A 21,852-nucleotide genomic window follows, 5' to 3' on the forward strand; every position below is an offset into this window, starting at 1 on the left:
TAACATAAAACTTCTTATAAGCAAATTAAGAAATTAAATGTTACCCAATATTTATCACTTATTCAATTAATTTTTTTATATCCATTTTCCTCTTGCTCTTTTCTAAAGTACTCAATAACTTCTAATAGAGGCTTTCTCTTTTCAAAGAATACAATTACCGTATCTCCTCTCTTTGCTTCCATAAGTGCTGTTCTAAACGCTTCAACCTCATCTAAAATTACTTTTAAATCTGAATCTTTATTTACTTGAAGAACTCCATTCTTGATTAGTTCTGCTATCTCACCACATCTTCGCCCTCTTCTATCTTTATCTTCTTTAATTATTATCTTATTTAAATTCTTCCCACTAAGCTTACCTATTCTTACAGCATCATTATTACTTCTATCTCCTGGTATCCCTATAACACCAATAATATTACCCTTTGCCAATTCTTTAAGAGATGATAAAACCTTTCTATATCCATCAATATTATGACCATAATCTAAAATTGCTTTTACCCCATTGCAGTCATAGATATTAAATCTACCTGAATTATCTTTTTCATTTAATTCAAATTTGCTAAGCCCTATTTTTATCATGCTATAATCTACTTGCATTGCTATTAAACTTGCACAAGCTGCCATAACATTTTCAATGTTAAATTCCAATACACCATTTAAAGTTATTGGTACATCTTCAACCTTTATTACTCTGTATTCTCTACCGTAGTTATAAACACATATATATCCTTCTCTTAAATAAACACATATATTATCCTTATTAATTGCTTCTAAAATATAATCATTATTGCAATCCTTTGAAAAATATATTATTTGCGCCTTTATCCGCGGAATAATATCCAAACTATATTTATCATCAGCATTTACAACTACAAATCCATCTTCTTTTACAGCTTCTGCCACTAAAGACTTTACCATGCATAAATCTTCCATATCTTCTATACCATCACAACCTAAATGATCTTCTGTAACATTAGTGATTACAGCTACATCTGCCAAATCATATGCTAAGCCTTTTCTGATGATTCCACCTCTAGCAGTTTCTAATACAGCCACATCAACATCTCTATTTAAAAGTACACAAGTAGCACTATCTGCTCCTGTATCATCTCCATTATCAATACAATTGCCATCTATATATATGCCATCAGTGCATGTCATACCCACACAATATCCCATTTTCATTAATATACTGCTAATAATTCTAGTTGTTGTTGTTTTCCCATTTGTTCCTGTCACTGATATAACAGGGATATTTTGCACACTATTATTGTAAAGCATATTGATAACCTTTTCACCTATATTACGTGATTTACCGTAAGAAGGATATACATGCATCCTTAGTCCTGGTGCTGAATTAACCTCTAATATCACTCCATTACCCTTAATTGATTTTGTAATATCTTTAGTACAAATATCAATTCCACAAACGTCTAACCCAATAGCTTTTGCGGCTCTTACACATATTTCTTTATTCTCATCGCTTATTGCATCGGTATAATCAACAGCTATTCCACCTGTAGATAAATTAGCATTTTGCCTTAAAAATACCTTTTTCCCTTTTTCCAGTACAGTGGATAAATGATAACCTTGTTCGTTTAAATAAATAAAATCAATATCTATTTTAGTAAGTGGCTTTTCATGATTTCTTCCTCTATTTTCAGTGGAATTAATATCTTCTACTAACTGCTCTATATTTTTTAAGCCATCACCTATTATAAAAGGAGGAATTCTTTTTGATACAGCTACCACTTCATTATTTACAATACAAACTCTAAAGTCATCGCCTTCATGATACTTTTCTATGATTATATCTTTAAATTGATTCTTTAAATAATCATAGGTCTTTACTAATTCCTTTTTACTTCTTATATCTACAAAAACTCCCTTGCCCTTACTACCAAATTGTGGCTTTAGCACCACCGGATAACCTATTTCATCGGCAGCTCTTAATAAATCAAGTACATTGCTAACTTTCTGCCCTCTTGCCACTGGCAAATTTTGAATATCTAAAAGTTTTTTTGTAATAAGCTTATCGCAGGAAATATCCACTGCTACACACCTTGTTTCACTGGTTATAGCCGCTTCAATGCATCTTCCTTGCTTGCCATATCCTATCTGATAGAAATCTCCATTGCCAATATCTATCACTGGCATATTAAACTTTTCTGCTCCTTTTATAATTTCTGCCGTGCTTGGGCCTATAGCCTCTTCATTAATTATTTCTCTTATTATGCTTAATTTCATATTAATATCTATATTACTTCCCTTAATTAGGCTATTTATTATTTCAATAGCCAACTTAACAATTTCCATTGCTGCCTTTTCATATTTATATTGAAATACTATGATGTAGATATCCCCGTTTTTTTCTCTTGCCTTTCCATACGCTAAGTTAATACCTACACTATTTTGCAAAGCAATAATAATATGCTCACATATATGTGCTAGATATGTTCCTTCCTTTAATCTTTTAACAAAACCGCCTTCTTCATCAATGCCACATCTATGGGTATATAATTCTGGAACTAGTTCTAAAAGTCTTTCATTAAAAGATTCAATATCTTTGCTGGCAATTTCCGAATATCCTTCCAAATCTACTTCTAGCTTTATACACTTTTTATGTGAATATATATTTCTCCCTTTATAAACTGTGCTGCTTATCATTTTCATAAAAATTCATATCCTCCTCTAAAGGCGCCTTTTTAAGTAAATTAAATTTATTTCCTTCTTTTAGTACATGTAATTTAACATTAAACATGCTTAGCACTTCATTACTATACTGCTCAGAAACATTGCTATATCGTATGCTACTGCCATCAACAAAATATACTGCTCCTGATCCAACAACTTCAGCTATACCTTCATCACTGACAATTATTGCTGTATCTTCATCTATGCCAATCCCTAACACTTCTGGATTTTGTGCTATTCCTGTCAAAAGCCTTCCTAATCTTCCCCTTTGTGCAAAATGCTGATCTATCATAATATTTTTTACCAATCCTAATCCTGGTGACATTTTCAAAGTGCATTTTCTTGGTGATTCATCATCTTTTCCTTCTATTATCATCGTATCACTCATAACTGAAGCTCCTGCCGAAGTTCCCACAATAGATGCTTTACTCTTACATAAGCTTTTTATAGCTTCATTAATTGGAGTCCCCCCTAATATACTAGTTATCCTAAGTTGATCTCCACCTGTAAAAAATAAAACACTACACTTCTTTACTAAATTTATATTTTCAGTTACATAAGCATCAGTTCGACATTTTATATCTAATTTTTCAATATTCTTTACACCTAAGGATTTAAAGGCCTTTTCATAATTTTTAAAGCTTTTTTCTGGATATTCTGTAGCTATAGTTGCAATTAAAATCATATCCTTTTCCCTATTAATACAACTTACTACTTTCTTTAATATTTCCTTATCGCCAACTTTATCTTCTGCCCCTCCAATGATAATTAAATTGCCGACAACTTTTTCACTCATCATCTCACCTCAAATCGTACGTTTGTTATTTTATCCATAATATCAACTCATTATTCAAAAAAAGGTAATCGCAAATGAGATTACCTTTTTTGGGGTTAAAAAGTTAATTAAAAAATAGCTCTTCCTGGTATTATAAGCTTTTGACCAATGATTATTATTTCTGGATTTTCAATATCATTAATCTTTACCAATTCTTCAATGGTTGTATTATATTTTTTAGCAAGCTTCCATAAGGTATCTCCTTTATCTACAGAATAGATTATGACAGATGCTTCACTTTCTGTTCGTCCATTTTCACTTTCCACAACATCAACTATCCATTCTTTATTGACCTTATAAGAAACCTTAGCCCATACACTTAAAGTAATTCTTACTCCTATAGTATTAGCTTCAATAATTGAGTCTATTGTTTCCATTTGTACCTTACTAACTACATCCATATCTTTATTAGTACCCTTCAAGTCTATTGCTGTAGTGAAAGGAACTTCTCCTGTACACATATTTATCCTGCTTATCTCATCAGCAGTTCTATATAATGCTGAAACCTTTACTACTCCTTCTAATTTTATTTTATCATTTTCAACGCTTTTATCTGTAATAACAGGGCATCCTGACGTCATTATAATTGACCCTATCTTTTCTTTATCATCATCTAAAGATATATTATCTTTCAAAATTACCTCTGTATTTACCATACCATGTATTAAGCCAATATCATGATTATTCTTTATTAAGTCTATTGGTTGTGATGGACAATATGCATCATTTATTAAATCAATCTTCTCCTTAGATAGGACTTTAACTACGCCTTTAGCTAAGAACTCAACATTGATAATTCTATTTTCCCCTAAATCATCTAAAGTTACTATATAGTCACTATTTACTATATCCACTTCATTATACGCCATCATATCAGCATTACATCCAATAAGCTCTTGCTCTTTAGATAAATATACATCATCATTTAAAAGTACGATATCATCAGTATCTTTTCCCTTATATAAAACTTCTACTTTACAATAACAGCCAAAATATATCTTATCTTCTCCTAGCTTAGTTTCCTTCTTATGAAGATTTAATGAACATTGTAATATATCTTCTATTTCTGGCTTATCCATAGTAGCTTTTAAAATTGATTTTCCCATAAGTTCTATTTCTTTATCACCAATTACCTTATTTATCTCTTCAGTTTCCTTTTGAACTTGAATATCTGAACTTCCTTCCAAATCCTTAATAAATTCAAATTCATCAATCTCATAAATATGCCACTTTGTAGTCCTAACTCCTTCTATGGCTATTTTTCTCTCATTCATAATATTAGCTTGTATATGTTCTACTACACATTCAACATCACAAAGGACTTTATGTTCTATACCAGTGAGTTCTAGATAATCTGCAAACTTTTCTGATAGATTTACAGAATTTATTCTCTCTATATCACTTTCATCAATAGATAAGTATAAAACAGTATAGGTTACAACACCTTCAAGCATAACTTTATCAGCTAAAACTTCTTTATTGGTCACTGTAGCCTTTGCATCAACTCCTAAGATTTCATGTACATCTGGATGTGAATCCTTAATTAAGTATTCCCCTTTCAAAATATTGCTTCCAGTACTTTCTCTTAAAAGCTGTTCATATTGAACATTTTCTTTAATGACATCTATTTGTGACATAGTATCCCTCCTATAGCTTAACTACTATAATATATATTTCCCTAACTATATATTTATTCTAATAAATGATATTTGTTAACACTTTCAAATAGCTTTTTATAATTTTCTAAGAAAACTTTTATGAAAGATATAATTTTATAAACATCATGTCGAATCAAAGACGTAATTTAAGTTTTTTTTATATTTTTTTTAATATATTGTTGACAACATTAAAAATATGTCGTATTATAAATATGGTTATTGACCATATAACCTCTCATAAATTCTCAATACCCTTTTATACCATAGTTGAAAGATGGATACCCGCCATCTTTCTTTTTTTATATATAAAAAAAGACTTCGATATTTATTCGAAGCCTTTAATTATACAGCATAATACAACATAACTGTTTTTGTCAAAACATCTGAATAGCTATATGTCACGGTCCTTTGGGTGTCATTGTCTAATCTAACAACGAAAATACTTGGATGAACGCTTTCAATTATTCCATCATTGACTAGAATTTTTTTTCTGCCTCCATTGGCTTTTAAGGTTACTTTTTCACCTACATGCCTTTCAATATCATTCCTAATTGTTGCTAAAGTCCTGTTTCTTTCCATGAAAACACCCTCTTTCTAATATAAATTTTACTCCTTTTTTTTCCATTTGTCAAATAAAACAAAATATTTTATCATCTTTATATACACTTGTCAATGTAAACTTTTACTTTTTAGATAATATTATCAATCCATTAATTATTGTTTCAAATTTTATAAATTTTATACAGTAACTCTAAAATTTTATTAATTTTTATATCTTATATAGCTGAACTATATCATTCAATACAGCTCAGCTATATACTAACTATATATAATTTGACCTTGGATATCCTTCACGGTATTTCCCTCTAGTCTGCAATCCACCAATGCCCTTAATCCCAGTAATAGTACCTTCAACTAAATCTGTTATAGAAACAACTTCATCTATTTTGGTATAGGCTATTTTTTCACAAACAAAAACAGGATCTAGACAATGTATAAGAACTCTGCTTGGTGAACTAGCAAAATTAGCTCCTGCATCTAAAAGGCATTCATAACATGATTGACAAGCTCCTGCAAATATCACTAGCTCATCATAGCTGGAATTATAATCTCTCAATGCCTTGACTGCTTCAATATAATATTTAGTATTTCTATAATTTTCAAGATCTAAATAATCATCTGTACTCTTTATCACACTATCATGTCCTGTAAGAACTACAATATCAGGCTTTACTTCTTTGACAAGATCTATTACTTTAGTCCATTGCTCCTTTTCTGCTATTGCTTTTCCTACTGCATCTAAAGATAGTTGCTTATAAACCTTTAAACATGTTTCTAAGTATTCTTCATCACCATCTATATGAAGTATTTTCCCTGGTCTACCAAAGAACATATCATTATTTACAGCTTGTGCCTTTGTATTTTTATTAATACGACAATTTATCTGTTCTCTCATACCAATTCTTTTCTGCATGCTTTTTGCTTTTTTCATTGCTTCATTTACTCTATTATTTAATATCTTTTCCTTTTCTTCCACATATACATAATCTACAACTTCTAAATCATCTTTAGGTGAATCTGCTATTATTCTTATGCTTAATCCCTTCAAAATACAATATACTTTTCCCCTTACTTCCTTTATATCTATAATTCTAAATATTATGTCCTTATCATATGACTTTCTCACAACAATATCGCCTATTTTCATATGCATCTCCATATTTCATATTACTATTTTATAATATGAGAATAATCGACTCTTTGTTTAATGAAATATTTACTTTTATTTAGCAAGATAAAAAATAGAGCTGTTTCTTTAAACAGCCCTATTTTTTAAAGGGAATATTCCTTTTTAAAATCATCTAAAAACTTAGTAAACTTCTCTTGTTCATTTATTATACTTTCAATTTTATTAGAAAAAGTATTTTGTCCCCAATTAACCTCATTATAATAATATCTATTCGCTAACCTCCAGTATCTCTGCGGGAATTGAAGATATGCATAAAGCACTTTATATTCATCATCTCTTAAAGGAGATACACTATTATATGCATTGATTATCTCCTTAGCATACTCTAAGTTCCAGTTACATCTCTTAAGCACCTTAATCATAAAATTTGAAATATCATAAGCTCTTATTTCCCTCTTGCAATAATCAAAATCAATTATATTTACCTTATTGTCATCAGTAAGTATTATATTATGATAAGTATAGTCATGATGGCAGAATCCTTTATTCCTTTCTGCAATTTCACAAAGTTCTATATAATTTGATTCCTTTAATGTCATCAAGGCATTTTTACCAATTTCCTTATAAAAATCCATAGATTTAAGATATAACATATCGAAATTAGTCTTATTATTTCTCTTTCTTATCATATCTCTCATTTTATCTAATGATTTTATTCTCTTTTCCATGAGGCTAGTCCATCTACCTAAATCTGTTTTTAGCTTAGAATTCTCTGGAGGATCATACCCCTTAGAAGCTTCATGTAATCTGGCTAGAGTTTCAGCTGCTAATTTCACCTCTTCTAAATTATGAAAGTCACATTCTCTTCCATCTAGCCATTCAGATAGGGTGTATAAATCCTCATTTACTAAAGCATAAGGCTCACCTTCATTATTTAAGAAATATCTATCTACAGATTCAAACCCATTCTTTATGAGATGCTCTTTTGCTCCATAAACAAATAAGAGTTTTTGAGGTCCATAATTAATTTTCTTTAGACATCTTTCGCCTTTATTAGTTTTTAAGTAATATACACCTTTATTAGCCTTTATAATATCAATTTTTATTTGAAACTGCCTCTCTATTTCAAACTCTCTCATCATTTTTATCACCCCCTATATATTTATATGTATATCTATTTTCTTTTATTAACATTTTTTTGCTTGCTTTAATATAATAAATTAAAACAACTATGAAAGGATTAAATCATGAAGATCGGCATTGATGGAAGAGCTGCTAAATGGTATAGAGGAACAGGCATTGGCACTTATACTTATCAGCTAATTAATAACTTAAGTATAGTAGATTCAAGTAATCAATACTTGATACTCTTGCCACAAAACACTGATTTAGTTTTAAAAGATAACTTTACCATAGAATGTCTTAAGGAGTCTTCAAACAATCATTTTTGGGATGATGTTAAAACTCCTAATATCTTAAAAAATAATAAGATGGATTTATATCATGTTCCTCAAAACGGAGTAGGACTTTCAAAAAATATTAATTGTCTTAAAGCCATTACCTTGCATGATATAATCCCATTGAAATTGCCTGAAACAGTCAGTGATAGATATTTAAAAATATTTAATGAGGAACTTCCTAAAATAATACCAGATTGCGATGGCATAATAACTGTATCTGACTTTTCAAAGGAAGATATAGCCAAGGAATTTAACTTTCCTAAAGAAAAAATTTATGTTACACATCTTGCTGCAGAAGAAATTTATCGCCCTCTAAGTAAGAATTCATGTAAAAAAATCATTAAAGAAAAATACGGAATAAGTGATGACTTTATTTTATATGTAGGTGGATATAGCCCTCGTAAAAATATATTAGGCATATTAGAAAGTTATTCCCTTTTAAATCCTACTCTAAGAAAAAATCTTAAAGTAGTTATAACTGGTAGAAAAGGTATTTCATATGATAGATATAAATTAAGAACTGAAGAGCTTAATATTTCATCTTCAGTAATTTTTACTGATTTTATTCCTTTAGAAGATCTACCTATTTTTTATAATGCATGTGAGTTATTAACTTATCCATCATTTTATGAAGGTTTTGGACTTCCTCCGTTAGAAGCAATGGCTTGTGGTACTCCTGTTATTACATCAAATATCACTTCCCTACCAGAATTATTCTATAATTCTGCTTTATTGGTAAATCCTTATGATGTATATGCCCTAAGCTACGCCATGGAGAAAGTATTATGTGATAGCCTTCTTAAACTGACTATGGTTCAAAAGGGTCTTATAACAAGCTCTAACTATACCTGGCAAAAAACTGCTAAAAACACTATTTCTGCTTATGAAAAAATTATTAATTCTAAATAAATTAATAAAAATGAGCTGCATAAAATTATAACTTTTATTGCAGCTCATTTTTTTATTTCAGAATCCTCTTTACTAATGCAATTCTAAAATCATCTAATTCTATTTTATTTTTAAGCCTACCTATAAATACTTCTTGCTCCCATGATTTTTGCTTATAATAATATAACTTAATAATTTCTACAAAATCATATGGATAACATATAAGAGCATTTAATATTTCTCTTTCTTGGCTATCTATTTTATCATTTGGCTTTTCATAAGCTTCTAAAATACTATCTATAGCCTCTTTTTCATAAACAAGATTCTTAATAACCTTATTGATAAATATATATATATCTTTAATTCGTAAATCAATATTGCAATAGTCAAAATCTATTATATTAACATTATCATTATCTATTATAAAGTTATGATGCGCTAAATCATTATGACATAAATAAAAGTATCTATTATCTTTCTTCATCTTTTCGTAGCTAGTCTTCATTAATAATTCTATAGCTTTGTTCATTTGCTTTTCCATAACTTCTACATTCTTTAAAAATAAGCTATCGAACTCATTTTTATATTTGTACTTTTTCACCAAAAGCTTCATTTGTTCTATATTCTTTAAATCATCAATATAATCATTAATTATATTACTGCCATATTTGCATTTTATATTTAACTCCTTTAAGTATTTTTCCATTCCCTTTGATGAAATATGAAGCTTTTCTATTGCTTTAGTACACCATGATATCTCCACTGGATTAGTAAATGCTGCTTCTCTTCCTTCAATCATATCAAGGAGAATATAGTTCTTTTCATTCCATGTTGTTATAACTTCATTATCTTTATTCCTACAATACCTAATTACATCTTTATCTAATAAATATATATAATTTAAAGCTTCATCAATAAACTGTACATCTTCAAATTTCATATCACATCTTTTTAATATTTTCTTTCCCTTATCAGTAACTAATAAGAATACCTTTCTAAGTGGAATCATATCTTGAACATTTAAATTAAGCTTATCAAATAATCCTTCACATAAGTCATAATCACATAAAACCTTTCGTTCAACATATCTATTTTTATTCATTTTATTACCTCTCATAAAAGTTTAATACCATCACATTCTTTTGCATTTCTAAACTTACTCACTACATCCTCATTTGTAATATCAATCCTACCATTTCTACATTTATTTAAGATTTTCATAGATTCATTAGGATATATTGATAAAATTCTTAAATACTTAATACTCCCCTGATCTAATGCTGATTTATTAACAAACTCATCTATTATATTGTTTATACCATATCCTTTTTTTCTTCTTTTGATTTTTTTTATATAATTATAACAATCGCTTTCCAATAAATCATAAACAATATATTTATTGCTTCTTATATAAATTATTTCATTCTTATCTCTCTTTAAACTACTTTCATCAACTCTCCCTAAACATATTTCATATCTTTTCATGCTTCTTTTAATTATTGAAAAATAGATTTCCAAATCTAATAAGCTAAGAGTTTCTTGAGCCTTTTTTATAATACGAGAGCCTTCATCTATTAAATAATCTTCAATATAATTAGTACTTTTATTATTAATAATTTTATTTATATAATTTTTATTCTTTTTTATATCAACTTTATATCCCTCAAACTCCCTGCCAATTACACTTTGAATTCTTGGTATAATAGCTTCTTTTCCATCTAAAAGCCTCTTATGTGCATCAGATATTAACTGAATTTGATCACTAACACTTACTTCAGCATTGTCTTTAAATTTTTCATCACTTATGATAATGCTTCTGCTGCTTAAATACTCGTAAATATCCATGAAACTATCCTCCTATTTAAAGTATTCATCTAAAAATATTTCCCGGTATTCAACATCTTCTAAATACCTAATTATCTTATTTATAAATACCTCTTCATTCCATGGCTGCTGCTCCCAATAATATTGAAGCCCTATCTGCCAGAAGCTCTGGGGAAACATAATAAAATACTTCATAATCTTTAGTTCATCATCTGTTACCTCTAGTACTTCCCGATAATTATTAATAATTAAATCTCCAGTTTTATTATTCCATTTACCATCCTTCATAACTCTTATAAGCAAGGATGATAAATCATGTATATGAGTATCTAATATACAATAATCGAAATCTATTATATTTATCTGATAATCTTTATCAATTAAGATATTATGATGAGCAAAATCATGATGGCAAAAACCTCTTTTCTTTACTTCTCTATCCATAAGAACAAAATATCCATTTCTCTCAAGACCCTTTACTGCCCTTTGCCCTCTATCAATTTCATTATCTATATGCTCTAAATAAATCCTATCAAAATCACTTTTGTATGCCTTTTGATATATTCTTTTTCTAAAATCTAATATTTCATTACATCTTGTGTTAAAAACATTAACCCATGAATACCATCCAATTCTTGGTCTCATTTCCCTATTCAAATTAAACCCTTTGCTACATTTATGCAGCTCTGCTAGTTTTATTGCTATAGCTTGAAGCTCAACAGGATTATTGAAATTACTCACTCTTGAAGGTATCCACTTAGTGATATAAGCATAATCTTCATCTATTTTTATATACTTATTTCCTACCTTATTAGGCAGTATTTCTGGTATAGTTTTAAACTGTCTTTTTTGTAAATGCTCTATGGCACTTATAATAAAATTAAAATGAGGAAAGTCATACTTTATATTCTTTATACAATATTCTCCCTCATCAGCTTTCACATTATATGAATTTTTAACCTTTAATATTGACCTAATATTAATATTATAGTTTTCTTCCACTATATCTTTTATTTCATTTATATCCATTAATGTCTCCTAAACATTCTCTCATCTGTATTATATGAATATGCATATTTTATTGTGTTTCTATCACATTAATTTAAAATGATAATATTTTATTGTATAAGGTTTTTTTAGGAGGCGCTTATTTTTGAACTTTTCTATTGATGCTCGTGGTATTAATTTATATAAAGGCTCTGGAATAGGTACTTATATTGAAAATTTAACATTAGAACTCCTTAATATAGATAAAAAAAATAACTATACAATATTTTGGGCTGGTGATAATTTTCAAAAATATAAACGTAAAAACTCCAAGGTCATATTAACTTCTAAAAAACATAATTTATTCTTTGAAAATTATTACTATCCTAGCATACTACAAGAATATAATATTAACTTACACCATATACCACAAAATGGTATGGGTTTATCAAACACCTATAACACTCCTTCCATCGTCACTATTCATGATTTAATTCCCTATATTATGCCTGAAACCGTTGGCAAAGGTTATTTAGAAAGATTCCTCACTGATATGCCCTTTATAATAAAAAACTGTCATGGTATATTAACTGTTTCTAATTATTCTAAAAAGGATATATTAAGATTTTTTCCTAACTGTCCAGAAGATAAGATATATGTTACTCCATTAGCTGCTAACACTTTATATAAACCTCTTCCTAAAGATAACTGCAAAGATTACCTTAATAAAAAGTATAAAATCACTACTCCTTTTATTTTGTATTTAGGTGGCTTTAGTAAACGTAAAAATGTTTATGAACTTATTTTATCCTTTAAAAATATACTATCCTCATTAAATAAAAATTACTCTCTTGTAATATGTGGCTCCCTTAAAGATGAAGGCCTTCGTCTAAAGGAAATTACTAAAGAGCTTCTTATAGATGATAAAGTAATTTTTACAGATTTTGTAGTAGATTATGATTTGCCATACTTCCATAATGCTTCTGACCTTTTCGTCTATCCATCTTCTTATGAAGGATTTGGATTACCTATTTTAGAAGCAATGAGCTGCCAAACTCCTGTCATAACATCTAACACTAGCTCTATTCCTGAAGTGGCTAATAATTCAGCTATTCTTATTGATCCTTTTGATAAATCTGCTTTAAGTGAAGCAATGTTGAGAGTACTAAATTCACCAAGCCTTCTTGCTGAGTATGGTGAAAAAGGTTATAAAAACAGTCTTAAATTTACTTGGAGTAATACCGCTAAACTTACTCTATCAGCTTACATTGATATACTAAGGGAAAACTAATTGACATATAAAATAAAAGGGCTTAGTTACCATAATAACTAAACCCTTTTTATTTAACCTAAATATTAACTAGCTGTTAATTTTACATTTATTGTTTTACTTTCACCATTTCTTATTACTTCAAGAGATATTTCATCTCCCTCTTCTTTACCATTCTTTACTGCTTTAAATTCATCAAATGTTGTTATTCTATTTCCATCAGCTTTAACAATTATATCTCCAGCCTTTAACCCAGCCTTTTCAGCTGAAGAAAATTCTGTTACTTCAACTACATATAATCCTTGTTCCATATTTAATTGCTTAGATAGTGCTTCATCAATAGTTCTAACTGAAATCCCTAAATTTAATATTGGCTTTGATAATGATTCTATCTTATCCTTTATATCATTTATTGGAATTGAGAATCCAATACCTTCTACTGCTTCACCACTAATCTTACTTGAATTTATACCAACTACTTCTCCTTTAGTGTTTACTAATGGTCCACCACTATTACCAGCATTTATTGCAGCATCTGTTTGAATTAAGTTCATTGTTACTCCTGATTCAACAGCAACACTTCTACTAGTAGCACTGATTATTCCTTTAGTAACAGTACTTGATAATTCTGTTGATAATGGAGTACCTATTGCTATTACCTCTTCACCTGGCTGTAATGAATCTGAATCTCCAAGTTCTACTGTTGCTGGTATTTTAACACTTTCATCTGTTATCTTAATCATTGCTACATCTTGATTTTCATCATAATTAACTATCTGAGCTGTAGTTGTTACATCATTACTTAATGTAACTGATATTTCTTGTGCTCCCTTTACAACATGATAATTTGTAAGGATATAACCTTCTTCATTTATTATAAATCCTGATCCAATTCCTTCAACTTCCTGAGTTTGCATGAAATATCCCTGAGTTACTGATTTAGTTGAAACTACAACAGCGGCTGGCGCAACTTTATTATATGCTTCCGTAGCACTTAAAGCTTCACTTTTAGTATCAAATTTTGATGGATTTACATTAATTGTCTTTGTTTCTTTTAAATTATCCTTTAATGCCAAATATGTTACTCCACTTCCTATGAAGCCACTACATAATGTACAAACAATAACTGCTGCTATTGTCTTATTAAATCCTCTTTTCTTTTTAACTTTAACAGGTGGCTCTTGAAAATTATAAGTATTATTATCATCTCCACTACTGTATACTACATCATAAATATTCTTATCATCCATGACTAACTCTCCCTTTCCGTTAACTATTCTATACTTATAATATAACCACCTTATGTGTCAAATATATGACAAATAGGTTTTAAATCTATAATTCATACTAATTTCACAATAAACTTTTTTACTACTTTTATATATAAAAAATAGAAAGCTATAAAATAACTTTCTATTTTTTAAGATCATTACACTGCTTGATTACTCCTCTTATTCCTGCAAGTATATCAATAGCTTTACTTAATGATAATACGCAAGAATCAGTATTGCTGACAATAGATGTAGTTAAACCTTCATCTCCTAAGCTCTTTAACCTATCATCTTCATTTTTAGTTATTAAACAATAAGGCTTTCCTGTAAATACTCCATCTTGCTGAATATCTAAATTATAATTTGATAAATTTCTTAATTCATTGCTCACTGCACTGGTATAACTTGCTTTAGTTCTATGACTTGAAAATTCCTCTAAAGCCTCGCCTTCTAAATTATCTTCTAAGTCATTAATATTAACATCTAAATTTAATTTATCCAAAAGCATTGTTAATCCAATATATGAGCCTAATTGTTCTATTTTTCTTCTTATTCTTAAAGCCACATTCTTTAAACTATTTCGTGAATTTTTAATATCTTCTTCCACTAACGGATTAACTGAAACAATTCCGGCAACTGAATCTGGAAACTGCTCTGCAAAGCTAGTTAATACTAATGAACCATACTCTTCTCCCACTAATATATATGGTTCTAAAGCTCCAGATTTTCTTAATAGTATCTTTAAGTCCTGAGCTTGCTCTTCAATTGTTCTAGCTGATCCAGATGCACTAAAGCCATATCCTCTTCTATTATATAAGAAAGTTGCTACATTATCATTTTCCTCCAGCTCACTGGCAATTGTATTCCAAACTTCTAGATTTCCCCCAAGCACTCCATCAAATACTACAGTGTAATTTCCACTTCCACTTAATCTAAAATCCATTCTTTTATCATCCACTGTAATGTAATCTACTCTTTCTATTAAAGTTTCTCCTGCTATAAAGTTTGTAATTTGTTGCACAATAAAGCCTGCTATTATTATACCTAATAAAACCTTAGCTATATACTTTAATTTTTCTTTAGTAGTTCTTTGCCTCTTCATATTAACTCTTCTTACTCCATTTGAATGTGGCAATAAGTTCATTTTTTCAATCTCCTTTTATATTATTATAGCTTTAAATTAGGTTTTGCATTTAAGTTTAAATCACTTATTTTACCATTTACTAAATTAAAATATGCTGCACTTCCAATCATAGCTGCATTATCTGTACATAATACTGGTGCTGGGAATAATACTTCTATTCCTTTCTTTGATGCAGCATTCATAATCGTTTCTCTTAAGGCTGAGTTAGATGCAACTCCTCCAGCAATGGCTATCTTCTTAACATTTCTACTTTTACATGTTTCCATTACATTATCTTTTAATACTTCTATTACAGCTTTTTGGAAAGAAGCCGCCACATCTGCCTTATTAACTTCAACATTTTGCATCTTTGCTTTATTTAAGTAATTTAATACTGCTGATTTAACACCACTAAACGAAAAGTCTAAAGATTTATCATGAAAATTAGCTTTTGGAAAAGCAATAGAATCTGGATTTCCTTCCCTTGCTAACTTATCTATCTTTGGTCCACCTGGATATCCAAGGCCTAATGCTCTAGCAACCTTATCATATGCTTCTCCTGCTGCATCATCTCTTGTCTGTCCTATAACTTCATATACACCATAATCTTTAACATGTACTATGAAAGTATGTCCTCCTGAAACTACTAATGAAACAAATGGAGGTTTTAAATCTTTATGTTGTATGTAATTTGCACATATATGTCCTTCTATGTGATTAACTCCTACCAATGGCTTTTTAGTTGAAAATGCTAATCCCTTAGCAAATTGTAATCCTACCAATAATGCTCCTACTAGCCCTGGTCCATAGGTAACCCCTATGGCATCAATATCTTGTAAAGTTACTCCTGCCTCTTCTAATGCTTCCTGAACTACTCCGCTGATAACTTCAATATGCATTCTTGAAGCTACTTCTGGAACTACTCCACCAAACTTTTTATGTGTATCTATTTGAGAAGCTATTATATTTGATAAAACTTCTCTTCCATTAACAACAACAGCTGCTGAAGTTTCATCACAACTTGACTCTATAGCTAATATATATTTTTTTTCCATATCTATCTATACCTCTTCTTATTACTGTTTATATCTAATGAGTATTATATCTTAATAAAACCCTATAATCAAACAAACCTTGTTAATTTTTTCTGTCTATTGTATATTCTAAATATAGTAGATATTTTAATTATATAAATTAAATCTTACATATTCATTAAATATTTATTTCAATTTATAGAATTTTAAGGAGAATTAATTATGAAACCATATGCCAAGGTAGTGGTACCAGGTTCCCCTATTTCCAAATCTAATTTTAAATTACATAATAAGGAAGGTAGAGCGATACTTCCATATAATACTGGAAAAGCTCATGACAAATATGCCTTATATGAAGAAGAAATAGCCTATTATGCTAGAAGCCAAAATCCTACTATCATATTAGAGGAATCTTTAATTGCCATCTTAAAAGTTTACTACAAAAGTGAAAAACGTCATCCTGATACTGCCAATATAACAAAAAGTATTTTTGATGGTATTGAAAAAAGCGGTCTTATAGTTAATGATGCACAGATTCGTCGAATAATAACTGAAGAATATTATGATAAAGAAAATCCTCGTTTTGAATTAGAGTTTTATGGTGAAAGTTCCTTTGAAGTCACATATACAATTAAGGAAAAAGCTACTCCTTCAGAAAAGAGAATTTATTCATCATTAAAAAAGGCCATTCCTACTACAAAAGTAAAAGAAAGTTCTACTACATCCGTGGAAAAGTGTTCAATCTGTAATGGAATAATTGATAAATCATCTTCCATAAAAGCTGATGGTGGTAAAACTTTAATCTGTAAAAAATGTTTTACAAAATTATTTTAAGGACACTCAATAATGATAGATTTTATATTTTTATGAGCTGATATTCACTTTAATCCTAAAGAACAGAATATATTATTCAATAAAGCAAAAGAAGTATTTATACCAATTTAGTATAAATACTTCTTTATATATTGTGAAGCTAAATGCCCAATTATATAACCATCTTCTCCACTAGAAAATACGCCTTCAATTCCATGCTTTACTGTGCCACAAGCAAAAAATCCATCTTCAACAGTATTTATGGTTTTTATATCTACATTTAAGCCTCTTAATAAATCTATTTCTGGATAATACCCTACTGATAATATTAAAGAATCACACTCTATTAATTCTTCTTCCTTTTCATCAATCATTACAGCAGCCCACTCCACCCTTTCTGCTCCTCCAATTTCTGAAACTCTGGCATTATATATTACAGGAATATTAAAACCTTCAAACAGATCTAACTGCTCTTTATCTAATGTTTTTTTAACTGTTACTAAAGCTCTTATTTCAGCTCCTTCTATTAATAGTCTCCTAGCTAAAAGTGCTGACCACTTACCGCTTTCTTGTATTACAACTTCTTTTCCTGGTAAATATCCATGGAAATTAATCAATCTATGAGCTGATGCTATAGTAAAAATGCCTGAATATCTATCCACTGGAATCATTATATTACCTGTAAACTTCTCCTTACATCCTGTGGCAAATATTATTGCTCCAGCTTCAATATTATAAACACCTTTATCTGGATTAATAACAGTTATTTTTTTATCAGAATCTATCTCTAAAACTTTACTACTAGTTAAATATTTTCCACCTAACTCCTTATAATCATTTATCATTATACTTGCAAACTCAGGACCAGTTACTTTTTTACCTAAATAAAAGCTACCAAAACCATCATGGATAAATAAATTTAAATTTCCTCCTAAATCTTCTTCCTTTTCTATGATAAGAACATCCTTTACCCCTTCTCGCATGGCCATAATAGCAGAAACCAATCCTGAAGCTCCAGAACCAATGACAACTAAATCATACTTTTCCACAAAAACACCCCTTCAATTAATTAAAAATGTAAAATAAAAAATTAGTAAACTGATTTAATTTAAATATACAATATCATAATATCTGAAACTAGTTATAAAAAATATAACTAGTTTCAGATAGAATAGTATTACTCAGTTAAAAATTTTATGTTTAGTACTTCCTTCATGTTAATTCACTTATGGTTTTAAATTACTACTTAATTTTTCATTCTTAATTCTTAATTTTTAATTTTTAATTCTGTCTATTCTCCTGCTATGGCAAGTGATTTAACCTTTATAGATGGGCTTCCTACACTACTCATAGGGAATTTTAAGTCATTTCCCACTTCTTCTATATCCTTAAGTAAATTAAAGAAGTTACCTGAAGCAGTTACTTGTTCAACTGGGAATGTCTTTCTACCATTTTCAATATAGAATCCATTAACTGCTAAAGAAAACTCTCCTGTAATAGCATTTGCTCCTGAATGAAGCCCTGCAAAATCAGTTATAATAAGACCCTTCTCTATATTTGCCAATAACTCATCAAAATTCTTGTTTCCTTTTTCAATGTAGAAATTAGTAGGTGATACTGATATTGATGATGCATATGAATTCTTAAATCCATTACCTGTTGATTTAACACCAGCCTTATTAGCAGTCTTTAAGTTGTATAATAATGTTTCTAATCTTCCATTCTTAATAAGATAAGTTTTTTCTGTTGCCACTCCTTCATCATCAAATCCTACTGATGCAAGACCATCTTTTAAATGCGGATCATCCACTAAGTTAATTACTGATGATGCTATTTCTTCTCCTTCTTTTCCCTTTAAAAGACTTAACCCTTTTTGAGCTGCATCTGAACTGAATATTCCAGCAAAAGTAGATAACATTGAAACCATTGCTTCATTTTTTATAACTATAGGATAATTACCTGAAGGAATAGCTTTTCCACCTATTTTAGATAAAGCGTCATTTACAGCATCTTCTGCTATTTTTTTAGGATTAACTTCTTCAAGAGATTTAGCTATTGCATATCCAAAGCCATCATACATCTTTTCATCTTCCTTTATTATTGGACATACATATGCTGATAATAAATTAGATTTATTGTGTAAGTTTAATCCCTTGCTATTTATTATGCCATACTTACCAGAACTATAAGCTACAGCACACCCTGCAAAACTTTCTACTTTGCTATTTAAAGCTTTAGTCTCCTTTTCCATATCTAATGCTATTTGTATAAGCTTATCTGGTGATATATTTTCAAGAGCTTCTGAATAAGTAGATATCTCTTTATACTCCTTGTCTCCACCATAAATAAATTGAACATCCTCACTTTCTATAGCTAATACATTTTCCTTAGCCTTATTAACAAGCATATGAATTGCTTCTTCATCTAGTATTTCTGTATAAGAGTATCCTATCCTATCACCCATCTTTCCTCTAAATGATAGCCCATAAGAAGTATTTAAGTTATATTTCTCTACTTCTTCCTTATATACATTTATACTAAGGCTTTCTCTATCAACATAGTATACTTCACACTCAGCAAACCCTACATCTTTAGCTTCCTTAAATAATTGATTTACAAATATCTTTAATTCCATTACATTACCTCCTATCTTCCACCTACAGTAATTTCACTTACTCTTATCATAGGTTGACCTACGTTAGTTGGTATGCTTCCTGAAGATGATCCACACATTCCTTGTCCTTGAGTCATATTATTTCCTACCATATCAATATTCATTAATATTTCGCTACCTTTTCCTATTAAACTTGCACCTCTAACTGGTTCTTGGATTTCTCCATTCTTTACTAAATATCCTTCTGATACAGCAAAGTTAAACTCACCTGTAACAGGATTCACAGAACCTCCACCCATTTTTTTAGCATATAATCCATCACTTATTGATGCTATGATTTCTTCTGGTGTATTATCTCCATTAGCTATATACGTATTAGTCATTCTTGAAGTTGGAGCATATTTATAACTTTGTCTTCTTCCGCTTCCTGTAACTTCCATGCCCATTCTTCTAGCATTTAATTTATCTATCATATAAGATTTTAAAATACCATTTTCAATTAAGATATTCTTTTGTGTTGGAGTACCTTCATCGTCTATATTTAGTGAGCCCCACGCATTGGGAATTGTTCCATCATCAATAGCCGTAATCTTAGAAGATGCTATTTGTTCTCCTAATTTACCTGTAAATACAGAATTTCCTTTAGCAACAGATGTAGCTTCTAATGAATGTCCACATGCTTCATGGAATATAACACCACCAAACCCATTATCAATAGCTACTGTCATCTTTCCTGCAGGGCAATTCTTAGCATGAAGCATAGTATGTGCTGTTTTTGCAGCTTGTCTTCCATAATATTCAGGATCTATATATTTGAACATTTCTATTCCAGCTCTTCTACCTGGGCCTTCAATTCCTGTTTGATTTTCACCATTAGCAGATGCTACTGCATTAATAAATAATCTTGTTCTTACTCTCTTATCTTCTGTGTATAATCCCTCTGTATTTGCTATTAATATGTTTTGTTCCTTATCACCATAACCAACACTTACTTGTGAAATTTCACTATGATAATTCTTTGCTGCATCATAAGCTATCTTCATTATACCTATTTTTTTATCTGCTTCTACAACAGATGGTAAATAAATTGTGGGATGTATGTTTATAGTTTCTTTTTCATATAGAGTTATGCTTATATCTTCTTTTAATTCTCCCAATGCTAATGCTGCTTTTTCGGCAGTTTGTAATAATGAATGAAGGCTATTATTATTGGTATAAGCATAAACGCTTTTTAGCCCTTTAAATATTCTTATTCCTATTCCATAAGCTCTTCCTCCTATGGAATTTTCAACTTTCCCATTTAAAATACTTATGGAATTATCTATTGTATCTTCTTCAAAAATTTCTGCAAAGTCTCCTCCAGTTACTAAACAACGACCAAGTACTTGCTGTGCTATTTCTTTTGAAAGCATTGTATCGCCCTCCTCTTTCTTTTAATTATATCTAAAATCTATTATACTTTATTTTTATATACAAAAAAAGACAGAAGTATAACTTCTGTCTTATGGCTCCGCGAAGAGGGCTCGAACCTCCAACCTATCGGTTAACAGCCGAGTGCTCCACCATTGAGCTATCGCGGATTATTAGAGAATATTCTCTGAAAATTGCATATAAATGATAATCTATTTTTATTGGTCAAGCCCTCGACCTATTAGTATCAGTCAGCTAAATATGTTACCACACTTACACCTC

18 protein-coding genes and 1 tRNA gene are annotated in these 21,852 nt (G+C 29.6%); 3 read left to right on the forward strand and 16 right to left on the reverse strand.

Annotation, left to right across the window (positions count from 1 at the left end; all coding sequences use genetic code 11):
* Positions 1-62 precede the first annotated feature (62 nt).
* From cphA to BHW04_RS12120, 6 genes are all read right to left on the reverse strand, one after another.
* Positions 63-2,672: a cyanophycin synthetase gene (gene cphA / locus BHW04_RS12095; protein WP_022211331.1), complete on the reverse strand. Its 2,610-nt coding sequence runs from the start codon at positions 2,670-2,672 to the stop codon at positions 63-65.
* Positions 2,644-3,489, reverse strand: a complete 846-nt coding sequence (locus tag BHW04_RS12100; RefSeq protein ID WP_022211332.1) for a cyanophycinase — start codon at positions 3,487-3,489, stop codon at positions 2,644-2,646. Before BHW04_RS12100 ends, cphA begins: the two co-directional genes overlap by 29 nt.
* Positions 3,490-3,596: 107 nt before the next feature.
* On the reverse strand, positions 3,597-5,165 hold the full coding sequence (locus BHW04_RS12105; protein WP_302699836.1) for a DUF3794 and LysM peptidoglycan-binding domain-containing protein: 1,569 nt from the start codon (positions 5,163-5,165) through the stop codon (positions 3,597-3,599).
* A 363-nt stretch (positions 5,166-5,528) separates the two neighbouring features.
* Positions 5,529-5,765: a Veg family protein gene (locus tag BHW04_RS12110; RefSeq protein ID WP_022166413.1), complete on the reverse strand. Its 237-nt coding sequence runs from the start codon at positions 5,763-5,765 to the stop codon at positions 5,529-5,531.
* Between the two features lie 244 nt (positions 5,766-6,009).
* Complete coding sequence (gene yabG / locus BHW04_RS12115; protein ID WP_022211334.1) at positions 6,010-6,894, reverse strand: sporulation peptidase YabG; 885 nt, start codon at positions 6,892-6,894, stop codon at positions 6,010-6,012.
* A 125-nt stretch (positions 6,895-7,019) separates the two neighbouring features.
* Positions 7,020-8,018 carry a CotS family spore coat protein gene (locus tag BHW04_RS12120; protein WP_022211335.1) on the reverse strand — a complete coding sequence of 333 codons (999 nt, stop codon included), beginning with the start codon at positions 8,016-8,018 and terminating at the stop codon, positions 7,020-7,022.
* 105 nt (positions 8,019-8,123) lie between these two features.
* Here BHW04_RS12120 and BHW04_RS12125 point away from each other — a divergent pair, with 105 nt between their 5' ends.
* Complete coding sequence (locus tag BHW04_RS12125; RefSeq protein ID WP_022211336.1) at positions 8,124-9,245, forward strand: glycosyltransferase family 4 protein; 1,122 nt, start codon at positions 8,124-8,126, stop codon at positions 9,243-9,245.
* A gap of 52 nt (positions 9,246-9,297) precedes the next feature.
* Here BHW04_RS12125 and BHW04_RS12130 read toward each other — a convergent pair whose 3' ends face one another.
* From BHW04_RS12130 to BHW04_RS12140, 3 genes are read right to left on the reverse strand one after another with little or no spacing between them, the layout of a single operon-like run.
* Positions 9,298-10,326: a CotS family spore coat protein gene (locus BHW04_RS12130; protein WP_302699839.1), complete on the reverse strand. Its 1,029-nt coding sequence runs from the start codon at positions 10,324-10,326 to the stop codon at positions 9,298-9,300.
* Positions 10,327-10,337: 11 nt separating this feature from the next.
* Positions 10,338-11,069 (reverse strand): hypothetical protein, encoded by a 732-nt coding sequence (locus BHW04_RS12135; RefSeq protein WP_022211338.1) that lies wholly within the window; start codon positions 11,067-11,069, stop codon positions 10,338-10,340.
* Between the two features lie 12 nt (positions 11,070-11,081).
* A complete protein-coding gene (locus BHW04_RS12140; protein WP_302699841.1) occupies positions 11,082-12,077 on the reverse strand; it encodes a CotS family spore coat protein in 996 nt (331 codons plus the stop codon).
* A gap of 124 nt (positions 12,078-12,201) precedes the next feature.
* Between BHW04_RS12140 and BHW04_RS12145 the strand changes: the two genes are divergently transcribed.
* The gene (locus tag BHW04_RS12145; protein ID WP_302631244.1) at positions 12,202-13,326 is read left to right on the forward strand and encodes a glycosyltransferase family 4 protein; all 1,125 of its coding nucleotides are present in this window, start codon (positions 12,202-12,204) and stop codon (positions 13,324-13,326) included.
* 65 nt (positions 13,327-13,391) lie between these two features.
* Here the strand turns inward: BHW04_RS12145 and BHW04_RS12150 are convergent, their stop codons facing one another.
* The 3 genes from BHW04_RS12150 to tsaD form a co-directional block, all read right to left on the reverse strand.
* Positions 13,392-14,555, reverse strand: a complete 1,164-nt coding sequence (locus BHW04_RS12150; RefSeq protein WP_022211341.1) for a S1C family serine protease — start codon at positions 14,553-14,555, stop codon at positions 13,392-13,394.
* 163 nt (positions 14,556-14,718) lie between these two features.
* On the reverse strand, positions 14,719-15,720 hold the full coding sequence (locus tag BHW04_RS12155; RefSeq protein ID WP_302631243.1) for an alpha/beta fold hydrolase: 1,002 nt from the start codon (positions 15,718-15,720) through the stop codon (positions 14,719-14,721).
* 23 nt (positions 15,721-15,743) lie between these two features.
* On the reverse strand, positions 15,744-16,754 hold the full coding sequence (gene tsaD / locus BHW04_RS12160; protein WP_302699844.1) for a tRNA (adenosine(37)-N6)-threonylcarbamoyltransferase complex transferase subunit TsaD: 1,011 nt from the start codon (positions 16,752-16,754) through the stop codon (positions 15,744-15,746).
* 201 nt (positions 16,755-16,955) lie between these two features.
* Here tsaD and BHW04_RS12165 point away from each other — a divergent pair, with 201 nt between their 5' ends.
* The gene (locus BHW04_RS12165; RefSeq protein WP_302699846.1) at positions 16,956-17,567 is read left to right on the forward strand and encodes a RusA family crossover junction endodeoxyribonuclease; all 612 of its coding nucleotides are present in this window, start codon (positions 16,956-16,958) and stop codon (positions 17,565-17,567) included.
* Between the two features lie 107 nt (positions 17,568-17,674).
* Here BHW04_RS12165 and BHW04_RS12170 read toward each other — a convergent pair whose 3' ends face one another.
* The 4 genes from BHW04_RS12170 to BHW04_RS12185 all read right to left on the reverse strand — a co-directional run bounded on the left by BHW04_RS12170 (position 17,675) and on the right by BHW04_RS12185 (position 21,740).
* On the reverse strand, positions 17,675-18,595 hold the full coding sequence (locus BHW04_RS12170) for an NAD(P)/FAD-dependent oxidoreductase (protein WP_302623655.1): 921 nt from the start codon (positions 18,593-18,595) through the stop codon (positions 17,675-17,677).
* A gap of 242 nt (positions 18,596-18,837) precedes the next feature.
* Positions 18,838-20,181, reverse strand: coding sequence for a TldD/PmbA family protein (locus BHW04_RS12175; RefSeq protein WP_302623654.1), 1,344 nt, complete (start codon positions 20,179-20,181; stop codon positions 18,838-18,840).
* A gap of 11 nt (positions 20,182-20,192) precedes the next feature.
* On the reverse strand, positions 20,193-21,572 hold the full coding sequence (locus BHW04_RS12180) for a TldD/PmbA family protein (protein ID WP_186835128.1): 1,380 nt from the start codon (positions 21,570-21,572) through the stop codon (positions 20,193-20,195).
* Positions 21,573-21,665: 93 nt separating this feature from the next.
* Positions 21,666-21,740: transfer RNA gene (locus BHW04_RS12185), tRNA-Asn, on the reverse strand.
* Positions 21,741-21,852: the final 112 nt, after the last annotated feature.

The organism is Clostridium sp. 29_15 (assembly GCF_001916075.1).
GTDB classification, from domain to species: Bacteria; Bacillota; Clostridia; order Clostridiales; family Clostridiaceae; genus Clostridium; species Clostridium lentum.